The organism is Sphingomonas adhaesiva (assembly GCF_002374855.1).
GTDB lineage: Bacteria > Pseudomonadota > Alphaproteobacteria > Sphingomonadales > Sphingomonadaceae > Sphingomonas > Sphingomonas adhaesiva.
This window is the reverse complement of record NZ_NWVC01000001.1, coordinates 508,113-528,747: the sequence shown is the minus strand read 5'-3', so window position 1 is coordinate 528,747 and position 20,635 is coordinate 508,113. Positions and strand designations below refer to the sequence as shown.

20 protein-coding genes, 1 tRNA gene and 1 pseudogene are annotated in these 20,635 nt (G+C 69.1%); 13 read left to right on the top strand and 9 right to left on the bottom strand.

All coding sequences use genetic code 11. The annotated features are described in order from the left end of the window. Positions 1-2: 2 nt before the first annotated feature. On the bottom strand, positions 3-842 hold the full coding sequence (locus COA07_RS02660; protein ID WP_066707471.1) for a class I SAM-dependent methyltransferase: 840 nt from the start codon (positions 840-842) through the stop codon (positions 3-5). Here COA07_RS02660 and COA07_RS02655 point away from each other — a divergent pair. Genes COA07_RS02655 through COA07_RS02645 form a run of 3 tightly spaced genes read left to right on the top strand, consistent with a single transcriptional unit; the run spans position 841 to position 2,349 of the window. After that, positions 841-1,611 carry a ComF family protein gene (locus COA07_RS02655; RefSeq protein ID WP_066707473.1) on the top strand — a complete coding sequence of 257 codons (771 nt, stop codon included), beginning with the start codon at positions 841-843 and terminating at the stop codon, positions 1,609-1,611. The two genes, COA07_RS02660 and COA07_RS02655, sit on opposite strands and share 2 nt — an antisense overlap. Before the next feature lie 42 nt (positions 1,612-1,653). After that, positions 1,654-1,911, top strand: a complete 258-nt coding sequence (grxC, locus tag COA07_RS02650; protein WP_066707476.1) for a glutaredoxin 3 — start codon at positions 1,654-1,656, stop codon at positions 1,909-1,911. Positions 1,912-1,914: 3 nt separating this feature from the next. Further along, on the top strand, positions 1,915-2,349 hold the full coding sequence (locus tag COA07_RS02645; protein ID WP_066707479.1) for a DUF1178 family protein: 435 nt from the start codon (positions 1,915-1,917) through the stop codon (positions 2,347-2,349). 30 nt (positions 2,350-2,379) lie between these two features. Here COA07_RS02645 and COA07_RS02640 read toward each other — a convergent pair. After that, a tRNA-Ser gene (locus COA07_RS02640) sits at positions 2,380-2,469 on the bottom strand. A 173-nt stretch (positions 2,470-2,642) separates the two neighbouring features. On the opposite strand from COA07_RS02640, the gene COA07_RS02635 reads away from it, so the two are divergent. The 10 genes from COA07_RS02635 (at position 2,643) to mazG (ending at position 11,512) form a co-directional block, all read left to right on the top strand. Next, entirely contained in the window at positions 2,643-3,665 is a 1,023-nt protein-coding gene (locus COA07_RS02635; RefSeq protein WP_245841956.1) for a lytic murein transglycosylase, read from the top strand. Next, a complete protein-coding gene (locus COA07_RS02630; protein WP_083956710.1) occupies positions 3,649-4,533 on the top strand; it encodes a septal ring lytic transglycosylase RlpA family protein in 885 nt (294 codons plus the stop codon). Before COA07_RS02635 ends, COA07_RS02630 begins: the two co-directional genes overlap by 17 nt. Positions 4,534-4,568: 35 nt before the next feature. Next, complete coding sequence (locus COA07_RS02625; RefSeq protein WP_066707489.1) at positions 4,569-5,744, top strand: D-alanyl-D-alanine carboxypeptidase family protein; 1,176 nt, start codon at positions 4,569-4,571, stop codon at positions 5,742-5,744. Continuing rightward, on the top strand, positions 5,741-6,370 hold the full coding sequence (tmk, locus tag COA07_RS02620; protein WP_066707492.1) for a dTMP kinase: 630 nt from the start codon (positions 5,741-5,743) through the stop codon (positions 6,368-6,370). The genes COA07_RS02625 and tmk overlap by 4 nt, the downstream gene beginning before the upstream one ends. Beyond that, positions 6,367-7,362, top strand: coding sequence for a DNA polymerase III subunit delta' (locus COA07_RS02615; RefSeq protein WP_066707500.1), 996 nt, complete (start codon positions 6,367-6,369; stop codon positions 7,360-7,362). Before tmk ends, COA07_RS02615 begins: the two co-directional genes overlap by 4 nt. A 21-nt stretch (positions 7,363-7,383) precedes the next feature. Further along, positions 7,384-8,937, top strand: coding sequence for a methionine--tRNA ligase (metG, locus tag COA07_RS02610; protein WP_066707503.1), 1,554 nt, complete (start codon positions 7,384-7,386; stop codon positions 8,935-8,937). Then, positions 8,937-9,716: a TatD family hydrolase gene (locus tag COA07_RS02605; protein WP_066707506.1), complete on the top strand. Its 780-nt coding sequence runs from the start codon at positions 8,937-8,939 to the stop codon at positions 9,714-9,716. The genes metG and COA07_RS02605 overlap by 1 nt, the downstream gene beginning before the upstream one ends. Beyond that, positions 9,713-10,477, top strand: a complete 765-nt coding sequence (locus tag COA07_RS02600; RefSeq protein WP_066707509.1) for an MBL fold metallo-hydrolase — start codon at positions 9,713-9,715, stop codon at positions 10,475-10,477. The genes COA07_RS02605 and COA07_RS02600 overlap by 4 nt, the downstream gene beginning before the upstream one ends. After that, complete coding sequence (locus tag COA07_RS18165) at positions 10,474-10,638, top strand: hypothetical protein (protein ID WP_157085168.1); 165 nt, start codon at positions 10,474-10,476, stop codon at positions 10,636-10,638. Before COA07_RS02600 ends, COA07_RS18165 begins: the two co-directional genes overlap by 4 nt. Positions 10,639-10,768: 130 nt before the next feature. Continuing rightward, on the top strand, positions 10,769-11,512 hold the full coding sequence (gene mazG, locus COA07_RS02595) for a nucleoside triphosphate pyrophosphohydrolase (protein WP_066707511.1): 744 nt from the start codon (positions 10,769-10,771) through the stop codon (positions 11,510-11,512). A 12-nt stretch (positions 11,513-11,524) separates the two neighbouring features. On the opposite strand, the gene hflX is transcribed toward mazG, so the two are convergent. The 7 genes and pseudogenes from hflX to dusB all read right to left on the bottom strand — a co-directional run bounded on the left by hflX (position 11,525) and on the right by dusB (position 20,628). Beyond that, positions 11,525-12,811, bottom strand: a complete 1,287-nt coding sequence (gene hflX, locus COA07_RS02590) for a GTPase HflX (protein WP_066707549.1) — start codon at positions 12,809-12,811, stop codon at positions 11,525-11,527. 17 nt (positions 12,812-12,828) lie between these two features. Then, positions 12,829-13,335 (bottom strand): annotated as a pseudogene (gene hfq / locus COA07_RS02585) (RNA chaperone Hfq); the annotation flags it as partial. Between the two features lie 114 nt (positions 13,336-13,449). Then, complete coding sequence (gene ntrX / locus COA07_RS02580; protein WP_066707516.1) at positions 13,450-14,820, bottom strand: nitrogen assimilation response regulator NtrX; 1,371 nt, start codon at positions 14,818-14,820, stop codon at positions 13,450-13,452. Positions 14,821-14,824: 4 nt separating this feature from the next. Beyond that, positions 14,825-17,074: a sensor histidine kinase gene (locus tag COA07_RS02575; RefSeq protein ID WP_083956711.1), complete on the bottom strand. Its 2,250-nt coding sequence runs from the start codon at positions 17,072-17,074 to the stop codon at positions 14,825-14,827. 52 nt (positions 17,075-17,126) lie between these two features. Beyond that, positions 17,127-18,572: a nitrogen regulation protein NR(I) gene (gene ntrC, locus COA07_RS02570; RefSeq protein ID WP_066707518.1), complete on the bottom strand. Its 1,446-nt coding sequence runs from the start codon at positions 18,570-18,572 to the stop codon at positions 17,127-17,129. Next, positions 18,569-19,633 carry a two-component system sensor histidine kinase NtrB gene (locus tag COA07_RS02565; RefSeq protein ID WP_066707520.1) on the bottom strand — a complete coding sequence of 355 codons (1,065 nt, stop codon included), beginning with the start codon at positions 19,631-19,633 and terminating at the stop codon, positions 18,569-18,571. The genes ntrC and COA07_RS02565 overlap by 4 nt, the downstream gene beginning before the upstream one ends. Further along, entirely contained in the window at positions 19,630-20,628 is a 999-nt protein-coding gene (gene dusB / locus COA07_RS02560; protein WP_066707522.1) for a tRNA dihydrouridine synthase DusB, read from the bottom strand. The genes COA07_RS02565 and dusB overlap by 4 nt, the downstream gene beginning before the upstream one ends. Positions 20,629-20,635 lie beyond the last annotated feature (7 nt).

Genomic DNA, 20,635 nt, shown 5'->3' with positions numbered 1-20,635 from the left:
GCTCAGTCGCGGGCGGCGCGCAGCGCATCCGCCAGCGAGGCGGTGGCGCTGCCGCGGCGCGCGGGGCGCGGTTGATCGGGGGCCGGGGACCAGCCCGTCAGGAAAACGATGTCGAAGCGCTCGCGCGTCCGTCCGTCATCGTCCGCCGCCGCCGCGAAAGCGGCCGCCGCCCGCGCCAGTGCGTCGCGCCGCAGCGGGTGCCGCTCGACCAGCACGTTGCCCGCGGCCATCCCGCGCAAATCCTCCAGCAGCCGCCCGATGCCCGGATAGCCGACCGACAGCGTCTCCACGTCCGCGACCGGCAGGGCGAACCCGGCGCGCAGCAACAGGTCGCCGGCCGAGCGCACATCGACCAGCGGGTGGCAGCGGGCGACCGGGCGCTCGCTTTCTGCCGCTCGCAACGCACCGCGCAGCTGCGGCAGGCTGTTGCTCCCGACGAACGCGCCCAGGAACAGTCCATCCGCGCGCAGGGTCCGCCGGATCAGCGCCAACGCGCCCGGCAGGTCGCTGACGCTGTCGAGCGTCCCGGCGGCGACGACCAGGTCGAAGCTGTGATCGGCAAACGGCAGTCGGTCCTCATCCCCGTGCACCCCGCCGGCCGCGCGTGCGAAGGCGAAGCCGGGGTCCAGCCGCGCGATACGCGCGCCGGGGGGCGGCGCGAAAGCGGCATCGAACGTGCCGACATCCAGCACATCGGCAAAGGTGCGCGTCACCGCCGCCAGCCGGTCGGCGATGCCGTCCAGCATCGCGGCGCGCAGGAAATCGTGCGCGGCATAGCGCGGGGCGGCGCGATCGCGGTGGCGACGGCGCGCGGAACGATCGAAGATGTCGACGGGCTGCATGATCCGGCTGCGGCTTGTGCGCGTTCGGGCCGGCGGCCACAAGGGAAACGTGCCGCTCGCCCGTCTGCTGAACCTGGCCCTGCCGCCGCGCTGCCCCGGATGCGGGGCCATCGTGGAGGCGCCCGATCGCTTCTGTGCCGGATGCTGGGGCGGGTTGCGGTTCCTGGGGCCGCCGTGGTGCGCGACGTGCCACGCGCCTTTCGACATCGACCGGGGGGAGGGGGCGCAATGTGGTGCCTGCCTTTCCATCCCGCCGCAGCACGCCGGGGTCAGCGCCGCGGTGGCCTATGGCGAGGTCGCTCGCACGGTGGCACTGCGGCTGAAATACCAGCGGCGCACCGCCTATGCGGTGACGATGGCGCGGTTGATGCAGCGCCACCTGCCCGCGGATGCCGACCTGTTGCTGCCCGTGCCGCTGCATCGCTGGCGGTTGTGGACGCGCGGCTACAACCAGGCGGGGCTGATCGCGGCGGCCTTGTCGCGGGGCAGCGGGGTGGGGAGCGCGATGGACCTGTTGCGACGCCGGCGCGCCACCCCCGTCCTGCGCGGCCGCAACCCGCGTGAGCGCCGCCAGGCGGTGGCCGGGGCGTTCGCGGTCGCGCCGGGCGCGGCGGAGCGGTTGCGTGGCCGGCATGTCGTCCTGGTCGACGACGTCTATACCAGCGGTGCCACCACCGATGCCTGCATCGCGGTGCTGCGCCGCGCGGGCGCCGCGCGTGTCACGGTGCTGGCGTGGGCGCGGGTGATCGCCGAAGCCCAGGACGCGTGACGGCGGATTGACAGCGCGCGCCTGCGATCACACCTACAGCGGATGGCACAGGTCGAAATCTACACCAAGGCGTTCTGCCCCTATTGCGCACGGGCGATGAACCTCCTGTCCTCCAAGGGCGTCGCGCCGGAGGAGACCGACATCACCATGGATCGCGGCAAGCGCGAGGAGATGATCCAGCGCGCCAATGGTCGCACCACCGTGCCGCAGATCTTCATCGACGGCGCGCATGTCGGCGGATCGGACGATCTGGCCGCGCTGGAACGCGACGGCAAGCTGGACGCGATGCTGGCAGGCTGAGACGTGATCGTCTTCGACCTTCGCTGTGGCGGGGGGCATGTGTTCGAGGCGTGGTTCGCCTCCAGCGCCGCATTCGACGAACAACGTGACCGGAAGCTGGTGGCGTGCCCGCTATGCGGGGACGTCCAGATCGGCAAGGCCGTGATGGCGCCCCATGTCGGGCCGAAGGGCAATCGCGCGACGTCGCCCGCCGCAACCGACGAAGATCGTCGCGCGATGCTGGCCCGCCTTGCGGAGGCGCAGGCCCAGTTGCTCAGTCGATCGCGCTGGGTCGGCAGCGATTTCGCGCGCGAGGCACGTGCGATGCACGATGGCGACAGCGAACATGCCGCGATCCACGGCCAGGCCAGCGCCGCGGAGGTCACCGCACTGATCGAGGACGGCGTCCCGGTCGCCCCGCTGCCGCTGCCCGTGACGCCGCCGAAGCAGCTCAACTGACGGGAATCGCTTTCTCACTGCTTTGGCGGTTGGCGGAAGAGGTGGGATTCGAACCCACGGACGGGTTGCCCCGTCGCTGGTTTTCAAGACCAGTGCCTTAAACCACTCGGCCACTCTTCCGCGGTTCGCGGGCGGCATGGTGCCATCGCGAGCGCCGCGCTTAGGACGGGTGCGCCCGGTCGTGCAAGTGCGGCGGTGATTTGCGGTTCCGCGCGGCGCCCCACTATGCCAGAACGGCGCGAATGAAGGGGGTTGCACCGTTCGCCCGGCGCCTGCGCGCTGTGTTGCTTGCCATGGCCGTATTGACGGGAGGCGCCCTGACCGGGACCGCGCCGGTCGCGGCGCAGGATGCGGTGGGCGACGAGCAGGCCGGTTTCCAGGCCTATCTGCAGCAGGTGCGCGGCCGTGCGATCGCCGCCGGGGTGAAGCCGGCGACGGTCGATGCGGTGTTGCCGACACTGACGTTCAATCCGCGCGTCGTCGCGCTCGACCGGCAGCAGCCGGAGACGGCGCCCAATGCCCCGATCTCGATGTTCGCGCCCTATCGCGCGGCGCATGTCGATGCGGCGCGGATCGAGCGCGGGCGCACCACCTATGCCGCGCAGCGCAGCGGGCTGGCGAGCGTCGAGGCGCAGACCGGCGTGCCCGAGCAGATCATGGTGGCGATCTGGGGCCATGAAACCAATTACGGCAGCTATACGGGCAATTTCGACCTGCTGCGCAGCCTGGCGAGCCTTGCCTATGAAGGGCGTCGCCGGCCGTTGTTCGAGGGCGAGTTCATCGCCGCGATGAAGATGATCGATCGCGGGGTGCCGCGGGCGCAGTTGCTCGGCAGTTGGGCGGGGGCGACCGGCAATCCGCAATTCCTGCCGTCGGTTTATCTGCGGCTGGCGCGCGATGGCGATGGCGACGGGCGCGCGGATATCTGGAACAGCGCGGCCGATACGCTGGCGTCGATCGGCAATTATTTCGCGATGGCCGGGTGGCGCGCGGGCGAGCCGTGGGGCGTGGCGGTCGGCGTACCGGCGACGTTCGACCGTGCCGAGGTGCGTAACCGGCTGGTCTCGCCGCGCTGCCCGCGGGTGTTCGAACGCCACAGCGGGTGGCGGACGATGGCGGAATGGCGCGCGCTGGGCATGGTGCCCGAAAGCGGCAGCTGGCCCGCCGATCGCGTGCAGGCGACGCTGATCGAGCCGGACGGGCCGGGCCGCACCGCCTATCTGCTGACCAGCAATTACCGCGTCATCCTCGATTACAATTGCTCCAATTTCTACGCGCTGTCGGTGGGGCTGCTGGCCGATGCGATTGCGCGCTGAAACGGTGCTCGCCGCGCTGGCGGTGATGGTGGCGGGGTGCAGCAGCGATGCGGCCCCCTTGCCGACGGCGCAGAACGGCAACGACGACGTACCGGCAGTGACACTGCGTCCGCCCGCCGCGACACCATCGGCAACGCTGTCCGGCACCCCGCCCCCCGAGGTAGGCGCCGCGACCGGACCGGTCGGCACGGCGGGGAACGGCGGCACTGCGGCCGGATATGACGCGGTGGGCTATGCCTCCTGGTATGGCGACGGGCTGGAGGGGGCGACGACCGCCTCCGGTGCGCCCTTCGCCAATGCCGGAATGACCGCGGCGCATCGCACGCTGCCGCTGGGTTCCTATGCCGAGGTGACGGCGCTGGACACCGGGCGCACGATCCTGGTGCGGATCACCGACCGCGGCCCCACCCCGCCCGATCGCGAGATCGATCTGTCGACCGCCGCCGCGCGACTGCTGGGTACCGCGGCCAGGCCGCTGGCGCCGGTGCGGGTGCGCAGCGTCGCCGCGTCGCCCGCAGATGCGGCGGCGATCGCGCAGGGGCAGGCGGCCTCGCCGCGGCTAGACACGCCGGAGGCGGTATTGCGGCCGCTGCGGCGGCAATTGCCGGCATTGGGCCGCCCGCGGCCGACGCCGGTCGCGTCGGTTGCCGTTCCCCCGGGGGTGCCGTTGATCGTGCAGATCGCTGCCTTTTCCAACGAAGCGCGGGCGACGCAGGTCGCCGCCAGCTTCCGCGGGCGCGTGGAACGCGCCGATGGCCTGTGGCGGGTACGCGTCGGCCCACTGTCGACGGCCGCGGAGGCGCAGCGCGTGCGTGACGCGGCGGTTTCGCGCGGCTATGGCGACGCTTCGATCCTTCGTGATCGATGACATCCGTTCCGACGACGCCCGACAGGGAACCATACATGACCAAGTTGCTGACCGCCCTCGCGCTTCCCGCCGCCGTCCTGGCAGTGGCCTACCCCGTGGCCGCTGCCGCGCCGCAGTTCGACACGCCCGCGCCGGTCGCGTTCATGGAAGACCTGTCGTCCGGGGCGGTGCTGTACGCCAAGGATGCCGACCGGCGGATGCCGCCGGCGTCGATGGCAAAGATGATGACGGTGTATACCGCGTTCGAGATGATCAAGGCCGGCGACCTGAAGCTGGATACCGAATTCGAGGTCCGGCCGGAGACGTGGCAGAAGTGGCATGGCCCGTCCGCCGGATCGACGATGTTCCTGTCGTCGGGGGAGCGGGTTTCGGTCGCGAACCTGCTCTACGGCATCGTCACCCTGTCCGGTAACGACGCCTGCGTCGTGCTGGCCGAGGGGATTTCGGGCACCGAACAGGCCTTCGTCGAGCGGATGAACGAAAATGCCAAGAAGCTGGGGCTGACCAACAGCCATTTCGGCACGTCGAACGGCTGGCCTGACGGCGGCGTCACCTATGTCACCGCACGCGATCTGGCGAAGCTGGCGGCGGGGACGATCGAACAGCACCCCAAGCTGTACAAGCAATTCTATTCGCGGCGCGATTTCACCTGGGGCAAGACGCTGGGCGGCGGCCAGGCGATCACCCAGGCCAATCGCGATCCGCTGCTGGGCCGCGTGGCGGGTGCCGACGGGCTGAAGACCGGGCATACCGAGGAGGCCGGTTACGGCTTCACCGGGTCGGCCGAGCAGAACGGCCGCCGGCTGGTGATGGTGGTGGCGGGGCTGACCAGCTTCAACCAGCGCGCCGCCGAATCGGTGCGGTTCATGGAATGGGGCTTTCGCGCGTGGCAGGCGCGCCCGGTCGTCAAGGCGGGGCGCACCGTCGGCACCGCGGACGTCCAGATGGGCAGCGCCAGCGAAGTGAAGTTGGTCGCGCCCAAAGACCTGAATGTCACGGTGCCGAGCGGCACGCGCCCGCAACTGTCGGGCAAGATCGTCTATGACGGGCCGATCAAGGCGCCGATCAAGCAGGGCGCGCATGTCGCAGACCTGGTGGTGTCGGCACCGGGCCTGCCCGAGCAGAAGGTGCCGCTGGTCGCGGGTGAGGACGTGGGCGAGGCGGGCTTCTTCGGTCGCGCCTGGGCCGGGCTGACGGGTCTGTTCGGATGACCGAGGGACGCTTCCTCAGCCTGGAGGGCGGGGAAGGGGCCGGCAAATCGACCCAGGCGCGCGCCCTGGCCGAGGCGCTGGCGGCGCGCGGCGTCCATGCGGTCATCACGCGCGAGCCGGGCGGCAGCGCGGGCGCCGAGGCGATCCGCACGCTGTTGATGGAAGGCGAGGCGACGCGGTGGAGCGCGCATAGCGAGGCGCTGCTGTTCGCCGCCGCGCGTGCCGACCATGTCGAAAAGGTCATCCGTCCCGCGATCGGCGCCGGGCATTGGGTGATTTGCGACCGGTTCATCGATTCGACGCGCGCCTATCAGGGCGTGGCCGGCGGGCTGGACGATGCGGCGATCCTGGCGTTGCACGCCTTCGGGTCGCGCGGGCTGCTGCCCGACCGGACCTTCCTGCTGGCACTGCCGCCCGAGGTCGGCGCGGCGCGGGCCGCGACGCGCGACGGGGCGGCGGCGGACCGGTTTGCGGCGCGGGGGGAGGATTTCCACGTCGCGGTGACGAACGCTTTCGATCGTTTCGCGGCGCACGAACCGGCGCGATTCCGGCGCGTCGATGCGACCCGCCCGCCCGAGGACGTGACGGCGGCGATCCTGTCCGAACTGGCGGACTGGCTGCCGTGACGCGGTTGCGCGGGCAGGATGCCGCGATCGAGGCGTTCCTGTCCGCCAGCGCGGGCGGAACGATCCACCATGCCTGGCTGCTGGCCGGGCCGCAGGGGATCGGCAAGGCCAGTTTCGCGCGCACGGTCGCGCTGCGCCTGCTGGCGGAGGGGATGACGCCGGGAGCGCTGCCGCCGGGGCTGTCGGTGCCGGACACGCATCAGGCCGCGCATCTGTTCGCCGCGGGCACGCACCCCGATTATCGCGAGCTGCGCCGGCTGCCCAAGAAGGACAGCGGGAAGGGCGGTTCTGACGAGGAACTGGCGCGCAGCATCACGATCGACCAGGTGCGCGGCCTCGGCCCCTTCCTGGGCACCGCGCCGTCGATGTCGCCGCGCCGCGTGATCGTGATGGACGCGGCCGACGACCTGGAGCGTCCTGGAGCCTCAAATGCGCTGCTGAAGAATTTGGAAGAGCCGCCCGCGGGCACGGTGTTCCTGCTGGTCAGCCACGCGCCGGGACGCCTGTTGCCGACGATCCGCTCGCGATGCCGCGTGCTGCGGTTCGACCCGCTGGGCGATGCCGATATGGCGGCGGTGCTGCGCGACGTCATGCCCGACGCCGACGAGGTTGAGATTGCCGCGCTGGTGCGGGCGGGCGGCGGGTCACCGGGGCGGGCGATGGGCTATGCCGGGCTGGACCTGGCGGGGATCGACACCGCGCTGACCGCGATCGGGCGCGATGGCGATCCGGCGAATGCGCGTCGTGCGGGCCTAGCCAAGGTGCTATCGCCCAAAGCGGCGCAGGCGCGGTACGAGGCGTTTCTGGACCGTGTGCCGACCGTCATCGCGCAGATGGCGGCGATGCGGCATGGCGAAGATCTGCGTCGCGCGCTCGACGCCTATGACGAGGCGCGCGGCATCGCCGCCGCGGCGCGCGGGCTGTCGCTGGATGCGCAGGGCACGGTCTATGAACTGGCAGGGGTAGTCGCACGGCTGGCGCCGCGACCCTGACGACGCTAGGAGGGCGTCGCTATGGGCGAACCCTTCTACATCACCACCGCGATCAGCTATCCCAACGGCCGTCCGCATATCGGCCACGCGTACGAGGCGATCGCCGCCGATGCGATCGCGCGCTTCCAGCGGCAGGCCGGGCGCGACGTGCGGTTCCAGACCGGTACCGACGAACACGGCCTGAAAATGGTCCAGACGGCGCGCGACAAGGGCATGGAGGTGCGTGCGCTCGCGGATGAAATGTCGTCGTATTTCCAGGCGATGTGCGACGATTTGCGTATCAGCTACGATCGTTTCATCCGCACCACCGATGCCGATCACCACCGCGCCAGCCAGGCGATCTGGCAGGCGATGGCGGACGCGGGCGACCTGTACCTCGACCGCTACGAAGGCTGGTATTCGGTCCGCGACGAAGCCTTTTACGACGAGAAGGAGCTGGTCGACGGGGAAGGGGGCGTCAAGCTTTCGCCGCAGGGAACGCCGGTGACCTGGACGGCGGAGGAGACGTGGTTCTTCCGCCTGTCCAAATATCAGCAGCCGTTGCTGGACCTGTATGCCGCCAACCCCGATTTCATCCGCCCGGAATCGCGCCGCAACGAAGTAATGCGCTTCGTAGAGGGCGGGCTGTCCGACCTGTCGGTGTCGCGCACCAGCTTCGACTGGGGGGTACCCGTACCGGGCAGCCCGGGCCATGTGATGTACGTGTGGGTCGATGCGCTGACCAATTACCTGACCGGCGCCGGCTATCCCGATGGCGATATGCCCTATTGGCCCGCCGACCTGCACCTGATCGGCAAGGATATCGTGCGATTTCACGCGGTCTATTGGCCGGCGTTCCTGATGTCCGCGAAGATCGCGTTGCCCGGGACGGTGTTCGGGCACGGCTTTCTGCTGCATCGTGGTGAGAAGATGTCGAAGAGCCTGGGCAATGTCGTCGATCCGGGCGACCTGGCCCGCGCGTTCGGCGTGGATGGCCTGCGCTATTTCCTGTTGCGTGAGGTAAGCTTCGGGCAGGACGGCAGCTATTCGGCGGAGGCGATCGTCACGCGCGTCAACGCCGAGCTGGCCAATGCGTTCGGCAATCTGGCGCAGCGGACCTTGTCGTTCATCGCCAAGAATCTGGGCGGCACGCTGCCCGAGGCGGGCCGTGTGGAGGACGCCGACGGGCAGTTGATCGAGGAGGTCGTCGTCGCCTGTGCCGGGCTGAAGACCGCGTTCGGCGATCTGATGCTGAGCCAGGGGATCGAGGCGTGGCTGCGCGGGGTCTACGCCTGCAACCAATATATCGACGCGCAGGCGCCGTGGTCGCTGCGCAAGACCGATCCGGAGCGGATGCACGCCGTTCTGCGCACGCTGGTACGCGCGATCCGCATGCTGGCGATCGCGATCCTGCCGGTCGTGCCCGAGGGGGCGGGGCGGATCCTGGACCTGCTGGGCGTCGAAGCGCGCGATCATGCGGCGATCGATGACGACGGCTGGTACCAGCGGCATGTCGACGCTGGCTTCGTGCTGGCCGCACCGACCGCGGCCTTTCCCAGGCTGGAGCTGCCGGCCGCCGAACCGGAGCCGGCGTGATGCTCGCCGACAGCCACTGCCACCTGAACTACAAGGGGCTGGCCGAGGAGCAGGCCGACGTGCTGGCGCGGGCACGGGCGCGTGGCGTGACCGCGATGCTGAACATCGCGACGCGGGAGAGTGAGTGGGATGCGGTGCTGGCCACCGCCGAGCGCGAGCCGGACGTGTGGGCGACGGTGGGCATCCACCCGCACGAGGCGGATCAGCATCCGCACGTCGACACCGCCAAGCTGGTCGAGCGGGCGCGCCACCCGCGGGTCGTCGGCATCGGCGAAAGCGGGCTGGACTATTTCTACGACCATTCCGATCGCGCGCGCCAGCAGGCGAGTTTCCGCGCGCATATCGACGCGGCGCGTGAAAGCGGGCTGCCGATCGTCGTCCACACCCGCGACGCGGAGGACGATACCGCCGCGCTGATGCGCGAGGCGATGGAGCAGGGGGCCTATACCGGCGTCATCCACTGCTTCACCGCCAGCGACGCCTTCGCCGATATCGCGCTTGATCTGGGGCTGTACATCTCAATCTCCGGGATCGTGACGTTCAAGAATGCGACGGCGCTACAGGCGACCGCGGCGCGTTTGCCGCGCGAACGGCTACTGATCGAGACCGACGCGCCATTCCTGGCGCCGGTGCCGCATCGCGGGAAGACCGGTGAGCCGGCGTTCGTGGCCGACACGGCGGCGTTCCTGGCAAAGCTGCGCGGTGAGGATGTCGAGCAATTACAGGCGTATACCGCCGAAAACTTCCACCGCCTGTTCGACAGGACGCGAACTGCGTGAAGATCCGCCTGCTGGGATCGGGAACCTCGTCGGGCGTGCCGCGGATCGGCAACGACTGGGGCGCGTGCGATCCGGCGGACCCCCGCAACCGGCGTACGCGGTCGTCGGCGATCGTCGAACATGACGGCACGCGCATCCTGATCGACACCAGCCCGGATATGCGCGAGCAATTGCTGGCCGCCGGCGTCGACCGGGTCGATGCGGTGATCTGGACGCATGCCCATGCCGATCATATTTTCGGCATCGACGACCTGCGACAGGTCTATCACGCGATGGGGCGGCCGGTGACGGGCTATGCGAGGCCGACGACCGAGGCGCGGTTACGCGCGCAGTTCGGATATGTGTTCCACGGCGCGCACGGCTATCCGCCGACCGTCGAACTGGCGAGTTTGCCCGATCGGCTGACGATTGGCGGGATCACGGTCAGCGCTGCGGACCAGCCGCATGGCTCCATCACATCGGCCGGGTTGCGATTCGAGGCGGACGGGTGCGCAATCGGCTACGCGACCGATCTGCACGCGCTGACCGAGGCGTCGCGCGCGCTATATGCCGGGTTGGACCTGTGGGTGCTGGATGCGCTGCGCCGCAAGCCGCACCCAAGCCATCCCGACCTCGCGATGGCGCTGGGCTGGATCGAGGAACTGACGCCGGCGGCGGCGGTGCTGGTGCACATGGACCAGTCGTTGGACTATGCGACGCTGGCCGCGGAGCTGCCGGACGCGGTCGAGCCGGGATACGATGGCTGGGAGTGGTCGTCGTGAGCGACACCGCGATGCACGCGATGATCCTCGCGCTCATGTTGGTCCTACCGTTGTCGGCGCTGGTCGCGCGGCGGGTGCCAGTAACGCGGACGATGCTGCTGGCGCTGGTCTGGATCGCAATCTTCGGAATCGGGTACGCCGTGGTCGCGATCTTTACATAATATCTATTATCGACTTACTGTGCCACGCTTTGGGTGGGCCAGGTGACCCTCGCCCGACATCGACCGTTTTGATACCGCCGTTCGGCGCGCGATACTGCGCGTGACGTGAGACGATAAGCGAGGGAATGCGATGATCGAGCGGCTGGTGACGATCATGGCGCGGCTGCGCGGTCCGGACGGATGCGAGTGGGACCGCGCGCAGACGTTCGCGACGATCGCGCCCTATACGATCGAGGAAGCGTACGAAGTCACCGACGCGGTCGAGCGCGGCGATCTAGACGACCTGAAGGACGAACTGGGCGATCTGTTGCTTCAGGTTGTGTTCCATAGCCGGATCGCCGAGGAAGCCGATGCCTTCGCCCTGCCCGACGTGGTGGACGCGATCAGCGACAAGATGGAGCGGCGCCATCCACACATCTTCGGCGACGAGGCCGAGGGTGGTCACCACCGCTGGGAAGAGGTCAAGGCCGCCGAGCGATCGGCACGCGGGGCCGAGCGCGTACTGGACGGCGTCGCGCTGGGTTTGCCGGCACTGGCGCGCGCGGAAAAGCTCCAGAAGCGGGCCGGCCGCGTCGGGTTCGACTGGCCGGACGCCGAAGGATCGCGCGCCAAGATCGACGAGGAACTGGCCGAGGTCGCCGACGCGCCGGACGACGCGGCGCGCGCGGAGGAGATCGGCGACCTGCTGTTCGCCGTCGTCAACTGGGCACGGCATCTGGGCGTCGACGCCGAGGCGGCATTGCGCGCGGCGAACGGCAAGTTCGAACGCCGCTTTCGCCAGATGGAGGACATGGGCGGCGCTGCGTTCGCGGGCATGGATCTTGACGCGAAGGAGCAGCTGTGGCGCGCGGTCAAGGTCGCGGAACGCGGCTGACCGCCGGCGCGCTCAGCGGGTGGCGAACCGTTCGTAGTCGCTGGGCGCCATCCGCACTTCATAGGTGATGCTGGCGCCGTCGACATCCTGCGCCAGCACCTCGCCATGCGCGTGAAGCCATGCCGCCCCCGCCCCGTCGCCGGCATCGAGCGTTACCGAATAACGCTGATGTCCGGCGGTCAGCCGTTCGGCGATATGGCGGATCAGCGCATCGACGCCCTCCCCCGTCAGCGCGGACAGCGGAATGACATCGTCGCGGCGCGCGGCCTCGACCAGCAGTTCCTCGCGCGCGTCGCCGCTCAGCAGGTCGAGCTTGTTCCACGCCTCGATCCTCGGGGTGGTCTCCGCGACGCCCACGTCAGTCAGCACCCCCTCCACATCCGCCTTCTGCGCGGCGGTGTCGGGATGCGCGACGTCACGGACGTGGATCAGCAGATCCGCGGACACCACCTCCTCCAGCGTCGCCTTGAAGGCGGCGACCAGCTGCGTCGGCAGTTCGGAAACGAACCCCACCGTGTCGGACAGGATCGCCTTGTCGATGCCGGGCAGCGCGATCTGGCGCAACGTCGGGTCGAGCGTCGCGAACAGCAGGTCTTCCGCCATCACATGGCTGCCGGTCAGGCGGTTGAACAGTGTCGACTTGCCGGCATTGGTGTAGCCGACCAGCGCGATCACCGGCCAAGGCGCGCGCTGCCGCCGCTCGCGATGCAGACCGCGGGTGCGCGTCACCTGTTCCAGCTCACGCCGCAGCCGCGCCATCCGGTCGCGGATCAGCCGGCGGTCGGCCTCGATCTGCGTCTCGCCCGGACCGCCAAGGAAGCCGAAGCCGCCGCGCTGGCGCTCCAGATGGGTCCAGCTGCGCACCAGCCGGCCCGATTGATAGTCGAGGTGCGCCAGTTCGACCTGCAACCGGCCCTCGGCGGTCGCCGCGCGTTCGCCGAAGATTTCGAGGATCAGGCCGGTGCGGTCGATCACCTTCGCCTCGAGCGCGGTTTCGAGATTGCGCTGCTGGATCGGCGACAGGCTGCCGTCGACGACGATCAGTCCGGCATCCTCCATCCGGGCGCGTGCCGCCAGTTCCTCGATCTGGCCTGAGCCCATCAGGGTGGCCGCACGCGGGGTGCGGATGCGGAATGCCATGCGGTCGACCACGACGACGCCGATCGCCTCGGCCAGGCCGGCGGTTTCCTCCAGCCGGGCATCGGCGTCGCGCGACGATCCGCCCAGATCGGGATAAACCACGATCGCGCGCGCGCCGCGGCTGAATTCGTCGCGGTCTCGCTCGAAACCAGTGCTCAAGATGTCATTCCCGCCGCTCAATCCTCGTCCGCGACGCCGGCTTCCTCGGCCAGGTTCAACGGACGCGACGGCTGGATGGTGGAAACCGCATGCTTGTAGACCAGCTGGGCCATGCCGTCGCGCTGGAGCAGCATGCAGAACAGGTCGAAACCGGCGATCGCGCCCTGCAGCATCACGCCGTTGACCAGGAACATCGTCACCGGATCTTCCGACTTGCGCACGGCCGACAGGAAAATGTCCTGCAGCTGCGGCTGCTTCCTCGGCTGCTCGGTCAGCTGGCCGACGATGCCGGCCACGTCGACCGAGCCGGCCGGCATGATCGTGGAGATCGCATGCTTGTAGATCAGCTGCGACTGGCCGTCGCGCCGCAGCAAGACCGAGAAATTGTCGAACCAGGTGACGATGCCCTGGAGCTTGACCCCCTTGACCAGGAACATGGTCACCGGCGTCTTGGACTTGCGCAGGGCGTTCAGGAACAAATCCTGGAGCGAGGTCTGCTTGTCGGCCATGGAATGCTGTCCTTGTTTTTGGCGGGAGGTTCCCCGCGTGGCGCGCCGTTGCCGGCGTCGGTTGCGTCATCGTTGCGACGGGCCGAAAATAGGAGCGCCCGCCCCGTGCGTCCAGATGTCGCGCAGGCGTTATTCGTCGCGCGTATCGGTGATGCCCAGCAGCTTCAGCTTGCGGTGCAAGGCGGAGCGTTCCATCCCGATGAAACTAGCCGTGCGGCTGATGTTGCCGGAGAAGCGGCGGATCTGGACGCGCAGATACTCCCGCTCGAACGTTTCGCGCGCCTCGCGCAGCGGCGCGCCCATGATCGCACTGGTTCCGGCGCCGCCATCCTGTCCGCCCAGCACCTCGCCGGGGAGCAGGTCCAAGTCGATCCGCCCGATCCGGTCGCCGGGCGCCAGGATGATCGTCCGCTCCACCACGTTGCGTAGTTCGCGCACGTTGCCTGGCCAGTCGTAGGATTGCAGCGCGACCAGGGCGTCGGTGGCGATTTCCGGTACCGGCACGCGGCGTTCGGCGGCGTAATGCGCCACGAAATGCTCGACCAGTGGCGGAATGTCCTCGCGCCGCTCCGCCAGCGGCGGGATCGAGACGGGGACGACGTTGAGCCGGTAGTAGAGGTCTTCGCGAAAGCGCCCCTCGGCGATCTCGATCGACAGGTCGCGCGCGGTCGCCGAGACGACGCGCACGTCGACCTTTACCACGCGCGTGCCGCCGACGCGGGTGAAGCTCTGGTCGGTCAGGACGCGCAGGATGCGCGCCTGCGTCGCGGCGGGCATGTCGGCGATCTCGTCCAGGAACAGCGTGCCGCCATGCGCCTGTTCCAGCAGGCCGGTGCGGACGAGGTCGCCGCCCTCTTCCATCCCGAACAGGTCTTCCTCGACGCGCTCGGGGCTCATCCCGGCGGTGCTGGCGATGACGAAATTGGCGTGCGCGCGCTGGCTCCAGCCATGGAGCAGTCGCGCCGCCACTTCCTTGCCCACGCCCGCCGGCCCCATGATGAGCACGCGGCTGCCTGTGCCTGCCACACGCTTCAGCGTGGCGCGGACGGCGTTGATCGCGGTCGAACTGCCGGTCAGGTCGGTGCCCCGCCCGGCCGCCGCACGCAGCGATGCCACCTCGGCGCGCAGCCGCTCGGTTTCGGTCGCGCGTTCGACCATCAGCAGCAGCCGTTCGGCCTGGAACGGCTTTTCGATGAAGTCGGCCGCGCCCTTGCGGATCGCGGCGACCGCGGTGTCGAGCGTCCCGTGGCCGGAAATGACCAGCACCGGGATTGACGGATCGCGGCGCTTGATCTCCTCCAGAAGATCCAGCCCGTCGAGCCGCGATCCCTGCAACCAGACGTCGAGCAGCACCAGGCTGGGGCGGCGCGCGGCGATTGCCTCCAGCGCGGAATCGCTGTCGCCCGCGGTGCGCGTATCGTACCCTTCGTCTTCCAGCACGCCCGCGACCAGTTCGCGAATGTCGAGTTCGTCGTCGACGACCAGGATGTCGATCGGCATGGCGTCAGATCCGGTTTCTGGTGAGGGCGGCGATCGTGCGATCGTCGTCTTGGGAAGGCGATGCGTCGTTCGTGGCCAGCGCGTGAAGCTGCGCCGTGTCGAACGACAGCGTGACGATGGTGCCGCCCTGCGGACGGTCGGTGAAGGTCATCGTGCCGAAATGCTCCTCGACGATTTTCTTGACGATGGCCAGCCCCAGCCCGGTGCCACGGGCGCGGGTGGTCATATAGGGTTCGACGATCCGGTCCCGCTCGACCGGAAGGCCGACGCCGCTGTCGGCGACGGTGATGACGGTGCGCTCGCCGGTTTCGGCCAGCGTCATCGTCACGATGCTTTCGCCGCGGTCGGCGGCCTCGACCGCCTCTACCGCATTCTTGACGATATTGGTCAGCGCCTGGCCGATCTGGCGGCGATCGCACACCAGTGTCGGACCGGGATCGTCGTGGGCCAGCGTGAAACGGATGCCGGGGTGCGCCACCTCGTGCAGGAACATCGTCTGGCGCGCGACATCGACCAGCGATTCCTCGCGGAACACCGGCTTGGGCATCCGCGCGAAGGACGAGAATTCGTCGACCATCCGCCTGAGATCGCCGACCTGCCGCACGATCGTGTCGGTCAGTCGGGCGAAGGTTGTGTCGCCCGCCTCGATCTTGCTGCCGTACCGGCGCTGCAGCCGCTCGGCGGCGAGCTGGATCGGGGTCAGCGGGTTCTTGATCTCATGCGCGATCCGGCGCGCCACGTCCGCCCAGGCGGCGCGGCGCTGGTCGGTCAGCTGCTGCGTGATATCGTCGAAAGTGATGATCGGCCCGCCGCCGTCGCGCGCGATGCGCAGCGCGAAGGTGCGCGGTTCGCCCTGCACGTTGAGCTGGACGGTCGCCTCGCGCGCACCCTTGTCGAGCAGCGGCGCGAGATCCGGCGCGACCTCCACCAGCGGACGCCCGACGGGCGACGCCTCCAGACCCAGCAGCAGCTGAGCCGAGCTGTTGATGAGGCGGATGGTCCGGTCGTTGCCGTCGACCGAAATGACCCCCGCCGAAATCCCCGACATCACCGCCTCGATCAGTGCGCGGCGGTTGTCGAGCTGCGCATAGGCGGTGACCAGCGCGTTGTTCTGCGTTTCCAGCCGCGCGGTCATACTGTTAAACGCGGTGGTAAGCGTGCCCAGTTCGTCGCGATCAAGCGTGTCGGGCGCACGCGCCGACAGGTCGCCGTCCTCCACGCGCCGCGCCGCGTCGACCAGCTCGCCCACCGGCCGCACCAGCCGGTCGGCCACCGCCAGCGCGATCCATACTGCAAAGGCGACGATCAGCAGCGAGACGATCAGCAGCGCGGCGTTAAACTGCAGCTGGAGCGAGCGCGCCTTTGCCAGAAGCTGGCGATAGTTGCGCAACGCCGCCTCCGCACGGGTCGTCTGCGTCGTCATCTCCTTCGGATCGGTGACGCGTGCGGCGTACAGATAGACGTCGGCCGTGCCGGGCAGGCGCGTGAACACCTGGATCCGATCCCCGGTGATGACAACGTCGCTGCGGCGCTGGTCCTTGCGCAGCCGGGCGATCGCCTGCGGCGTGATCTGCCGCGCGATGTCGATTTCGTAGGGGTTGACGACCGCCAGCGTCTGAAGCCCGCCGCGCGGGTTCAGCGCGAACAGCGCCCCTTCGGACAGGCTGCGGTAATAGACCTGCCGTCCGAAGAAATTGGGAAAAGCCGCGCCGTCGATCGGCTCCTCGCGCAGGAAGGCGGACAGATCGTCCGCCATCGTGATGGTCGCCTCCTCCCACCGCTGGAGGATTTGATCGTAGGACGCGCGCGTCAGCGAGGCGGCGTTTTCGAACATCCCGCGCGAGCGGTCGGAATACCAGAATTGCACGCCATATTGGAACAGCAGCGAGGCGAAGATCGTGACCAGCAGCGCGGGCACCGCCGCGACGATCGAGAACAGCAGGACGAGGCGGACGTGGAGCACCCCCTCCCCGCCGACCGGCGATCGTGCCGCGCGGCTGCGCGCGATCCGGCGGCCGAGCAGCATCAGCAGCGCGATCCCCGCGACCAGATTGGCGACCAGCAGCAGCGCGATGACCGGCGGGGCGAGCAGGCCATCGGCCCCGCCTTCCCCCTTCACCACGAAATAGCTGCCGGTGGCGACCGCCATCGCGACGCCGACCACACCCCATTCCACGACAGGCGTGACGGCCGGCCAGCCGCCGGGGCGCAGCGTCAGACGCGACGAGGAAGGGGGCGCGGCTCCCGCGGTCATCATGTCATCGCTACAACATCCCTGTTGCATCGAGAACACATATTTGCGCACTTCACCCGTCGGAAGCGGCAAATGATCCCGTTGCGACCTCGATCCCGAGCATGTCCAACCGCTTGCGCAGCGTATTGCGGTTCAGTCCCATCGCGCGGGCTGCGCGCAGCTGGTTGCCGCCATGGCGTGCCAGCATCGCCTCGATCAGCGGGCGTTCGACCTCGGCGATGACGCGGGTGTAGAGCGAGCCGTCGTCGAGCGCGCGCGGCTCCTGCCGGGCCAGCCGCTCGATCATCGCATGGACCGCCGCGTCGATCCCCGCGTCGGGCACCGCATCCGCCACGGGCGCCGCGGTACCGATCGTTGCGCGCACTTCGGCCGCGCCCATATGGTCGTCCCGCGACAGCGCGGCGAGCCGGCGCATGAGGTTTTCCAGCTCCCGCACGTTGCCGGGCCAGTCATGGGCCTCCAGCGCCGCCACGGCCGCGCCGTCCAGCGTCTTGCGCGGCAGCCCGGCCTCCGCGGCGCGATCCAGGAAATGGCGCGCCAGTTCGGCGATGTCACCGCGCCGCTCGCGCAGCGCCGGCAGTGCGATAGGAACGACGTTCAGGCGGTAATACAGGTCTTCGCGGAACTGCCCGGTCACGACCGCCTGTTGCAGATCGCGGTTGGTCGCCGCGACGATGCGCACATCGGCACGGATCGTCCGCGCACCGCCGACCGTGGTGAACTCCCCCGATTGCAGCACGCGCAGCAGCCGCGTCTGCGCCTCCACGGGCATGTCGCCGATCTCGTCGAGGAACAGCGTGCCGCCGGCTGCCTGTTCGAAGCGGCCGGCGCTGCGCTGCGCCGCGCCGGTGAAGGCGCCGCGTTCATGCCCGAACAACTCGGCCTCAATCAGATCGCGGGGGATTGCGGCCATGTTGATCGGCACGAACGGTGCGGCACGGCGCGCGCCCAGATCGTGGATCGCGCGTGCGACCAGTTCCTTGCCCGTTCCCGATTCGCCTGACACCAGCACGGTCAGGTCGTTCGACACCACGCGGGCGATCACGCGATAGACGTCCTGCATCGCCGGCGACCGGCCGATCAGCGGCAGCGAGGCGTCCTCCGACGGTGCCTGTTCGCCGGCGTTGGCCGCGCGCCGCGCCAGCGCCGCCGCGACGGTACGGGTCAGTGTGTCGAGGTCGAACGGCTTGGGCAGATAGTCATAGGCGCCCGCCTCGTTCGCGCGCACCGCGGTGGTCAGCGTGTTGCGCGCCGACAGGACGATGACCGGCATCTCCGGGTGTTCCGCGACGATCCGCGTCGCCTGTTCGATGCCGTCGCCATCCGGCAGGACGACATCGGTCAGCAGGACGTCCGGCGGGTGCGAGCGCATTTCGCGCGCCAGCTCGCCCAGGCTGGCGGCGGTGCGCACCTGATGCCCGGCGCGCTTCAGCGCATGGGCGACGACGGTGCGGATGGCGTCGTCGTCATCGACCAGCAGGATGCGGCCGCCGGTCACGCGCTTGCCCGGCGCAGCAGCAAACGGAACACCGTCTGATGCGGCTGCCCTTCGCGGGAATATTGAACGATTCCACCCATGTCGCGGATCAACTTGTCGACCAGTGCGAGGCCCAGTCCCTTGCCCTCCGGCCGGCTCGACACGAAGGGGTCGAACAGATGTTCGGCGATATCGTCGGGGGCGCCCGGTCCGGTGTCGATGATGCAGATCTCGATCGGCAGCGCCACCCGCGCCCCGCCCTTCCCGGTCGGAACCGTGATGCCGTGGCGATAGGCGGTGGCCAGCGTGATCCGCCGTTCGCCGCGATCGCCGAGCGCGGCTGCCGCATTCTTGAGCAGGTTGAGGATGATCTGGAGCAGCGCGTCGCGATTGCCCAGCACCTGCGGCAGCGATGGGTCGAAGCGTTCCTCGATCGTGATCCCCCGCGCGAAGCCGGCGAGCGCCACGTCGCGGGCATGCGCCAGCAGCGGGTAGATGTTAAGCGGCGCGGTCTCGCGCGGGCGGGTGTCGGTAAAATCCTCCATATGGTCGATCAGCGCGGCGATGCGATCGACCTCCGATATCATCAGCCGCGTCAGGTCGTCCGCAGCCGCCCCGTCGGCGATCAGCTGCGCCGCGCCGCGAATGCTGGACAATGGATTCTTGATCTCATGCGCCAGCATCGCCGCCGCCCCGACCGCCGAGCGCGCCGCCGCGGCACGTTCGGAGGAGATGCCCAGGCGGCGCGACGCGGCGGCGTTGTGGAGCGTGATCGTTCTCCAGCCCGGATGCTCGACGACGGCGGTTTCGATCACGTCCACGCGCATGCGCACGCCGCGCATCGTCTCCAGCTCGGCATCGAACGCGGCGAAGGCATGGCCTTCGCGCCGGGTCGCGGCCTCGGGCAGTTTTAGGATCGTATCGACCGGATGCCCCATCATCGCGCGCTCTGACAGGTTGAGCAGCGTCTCGCACTCGGCATTGGCGCGCGCGATCCGATCGTCCGGGTCGACCACGAGGACGGCAACGGGCAGCGCGGCGAGCAACTCCGCCTCGTCCGGGCCGCGCGCGGCCAGCATCATGCCGCGTCCCGCATCCGGTGGGGCGCGTAGAATTCGGCGAGCATCGCCTTCACGCGATCGGCATCGGGTTCCTGGTTGACCTTGTTGCGGAACTCGGCGGAGCCGGGGATGCCCTTGGTGTACCAGCCGATGTGCTTGCGCGCCATGTTGACGCCGGTAAACGTTCCATAATGGCTGAGCATCATGTCGTAATGCTCTGCGATCAGGCGATATTGTTCGTCGAACGACGGATCCGCCATACGCTCCCCGGTGGCCAGCCAGTGCATCACCTGCGCCAGCAGCCACGGACGGCCATAGGCGCCGCGCCCGATCATGATGCCGTCCGCGCCCGACTGCGCCAGCGCCGCCTCGGCATCCTCGATCCCGCAAATGTCGCCATTGGCGATCACCGGGATCGACACCGCATCCTTGACCCGGCGGATGAAACCCCAGTCGGCCGAGCCCTTGTACATCTGGTTGCGGGTGCGGCCGTGGACGGTGACCATCTGCACGCCTAGATCCTGCGCGATCCGGGCGAGTTCGGGGGCGTTCAGGCTGTCGTGGCACCAGCCCATGCGCATCTTGAGCGTCACGGGGGCATCGACGGCGGCGACGACGGCGCGGATGATCGGGGTGGCAAGCGTCAGGTCGCGCATCAGCGCGGAGCCGGCGTCGCCGTTGGTCACCTTGCGCACCGGGCAGCCCATGTTGATGTCGATGATCGCGGCGCCCTTGTCGCGCGCAAGCTTCGCCGCCTCCCCCATCTCATGCGGGGTGCAGCCGACCAGCTGCATGGATACCGGCTCTTCCGAAAGATGCCACGCAGCCTTTTGAATAGACTGGCGGGTTTCGCGGATCGCGGCCTGGCTGGCGATCATTTCGGTGACGTTGAGGCCGGAGCCGTAGCGGCGCACGAGGGTGCGGAACGGCTGGTCGGTGACGCCGGTCATGGGCGCCAGCACGACCGGCTGGTCGATCGTCACGGGGCCGATCTGGATGGGAGAAAGCGCGGTCATCGAGGGG

What these genes read in the sequence shown, in the direction of transcription:
- COA07_RS02605 (WP_066707506.1), top strand. Translation starts at nt 8,937, where the DNA reads ATGCTCGCCGACAGCCACTGCCACCTGAACTACAAGGGGCTGGCCGAG.
- grxC (WP_066707476.1), top strand. Translation starts at nt 1,654, where the DNA reads ATGGCACAGGTCGAAATCTACACCAAGGCGTTCTGCCCCTATTGCGCA.
- dusB (WP_066707522.1), bottom strand. Translation starts at nt 20,628, where the DNA reads ATGACCGCGCTTTCTCCCATCCAGATCGGCCCCGTGACGATCGACCAG.
- COA07_RS02575 (WP_083956711.1), bottom strand. Translation starts at nt 17,074, where the DNA reads ATGACCGCGGGAGCCGCGCCCCCTTCCTCGTCGCGTCTGACGCTGCGC.
- COA07_RS02660 (WP_066707471.1), bottom strand. Translation starts at nt 842, where the DNA reads ATGCAGCCCGTCGACATCTTCGATCGTTCCGCGCGCCGTCGCCACCGC.
- metG (WP_066707503.1), top strand. Translation starts at nt 7,384, where the DNA reads ATGGGCGAACCCTTCTACATCACCACCGCGATCAGCTATCCCAACGGC.
- COA07_RS02655 (WP_066707473.1), top strand. Translation starts at nt 841, where the DNA reads ATGATCCGGCTGCGGCTTGTGCGCGTTCGGGCCGGCGGCCACAAGGGA.
- COA07_RS02630 (WP_083956710.1), top strand. Translation starts at nt 3,649, where the DNA reads ATGCGATTGCGCGCTGAAACGGTGCTCGCCGCGCTGGCGGTGATGGTG.
- tmk (WP_066707492.1), top strand. Translation starts at nt 5,741, where the DNA reads ATGACCGAGGGACGCTTCCTCAGCCTGGAGGGCGGGGAAGGGGCCGGC.
- mazG (WP_066707511.1), top strand. Translation starts at nt 10,769, where the DNA reads ATGATCGAGCGGCTGGTGACGATCATGGCGCGGCTGCGCGGTCCGGAC.
- ntrX (WP_066707516.1), bottom strand. Translation starts at nt 14,820, where the DNA reads ATGCCGATCGACATCCTGGTCGTCGACGACGAACTCGACATTCGCGAA.
- COA07_RS02565 (WP_066707520.1), bottom strand. Translation starts at nt 19,633, where the DNA reads ATGATGCTGGCCGCGCGCGGCCCGGACGAGGCGGAGTTGCTCGCCGCG.
- COA07_RS02635 (WP_245841956.1), top strand. Translation starts at nt 2,643, where the DNA reads ATGGCCGTATTGACGGGAGGCGCCCTGACCGGGACCGCGCCGGTCGCG.
- COA07_RS02625 (WP_066707489.1), top strand. Translation starts at nt 4,569, where the DNA reads ATGACCAAGTTGCTGACCGCCCTCGCGCTTCCCGCCGCCGTCCTGGCA.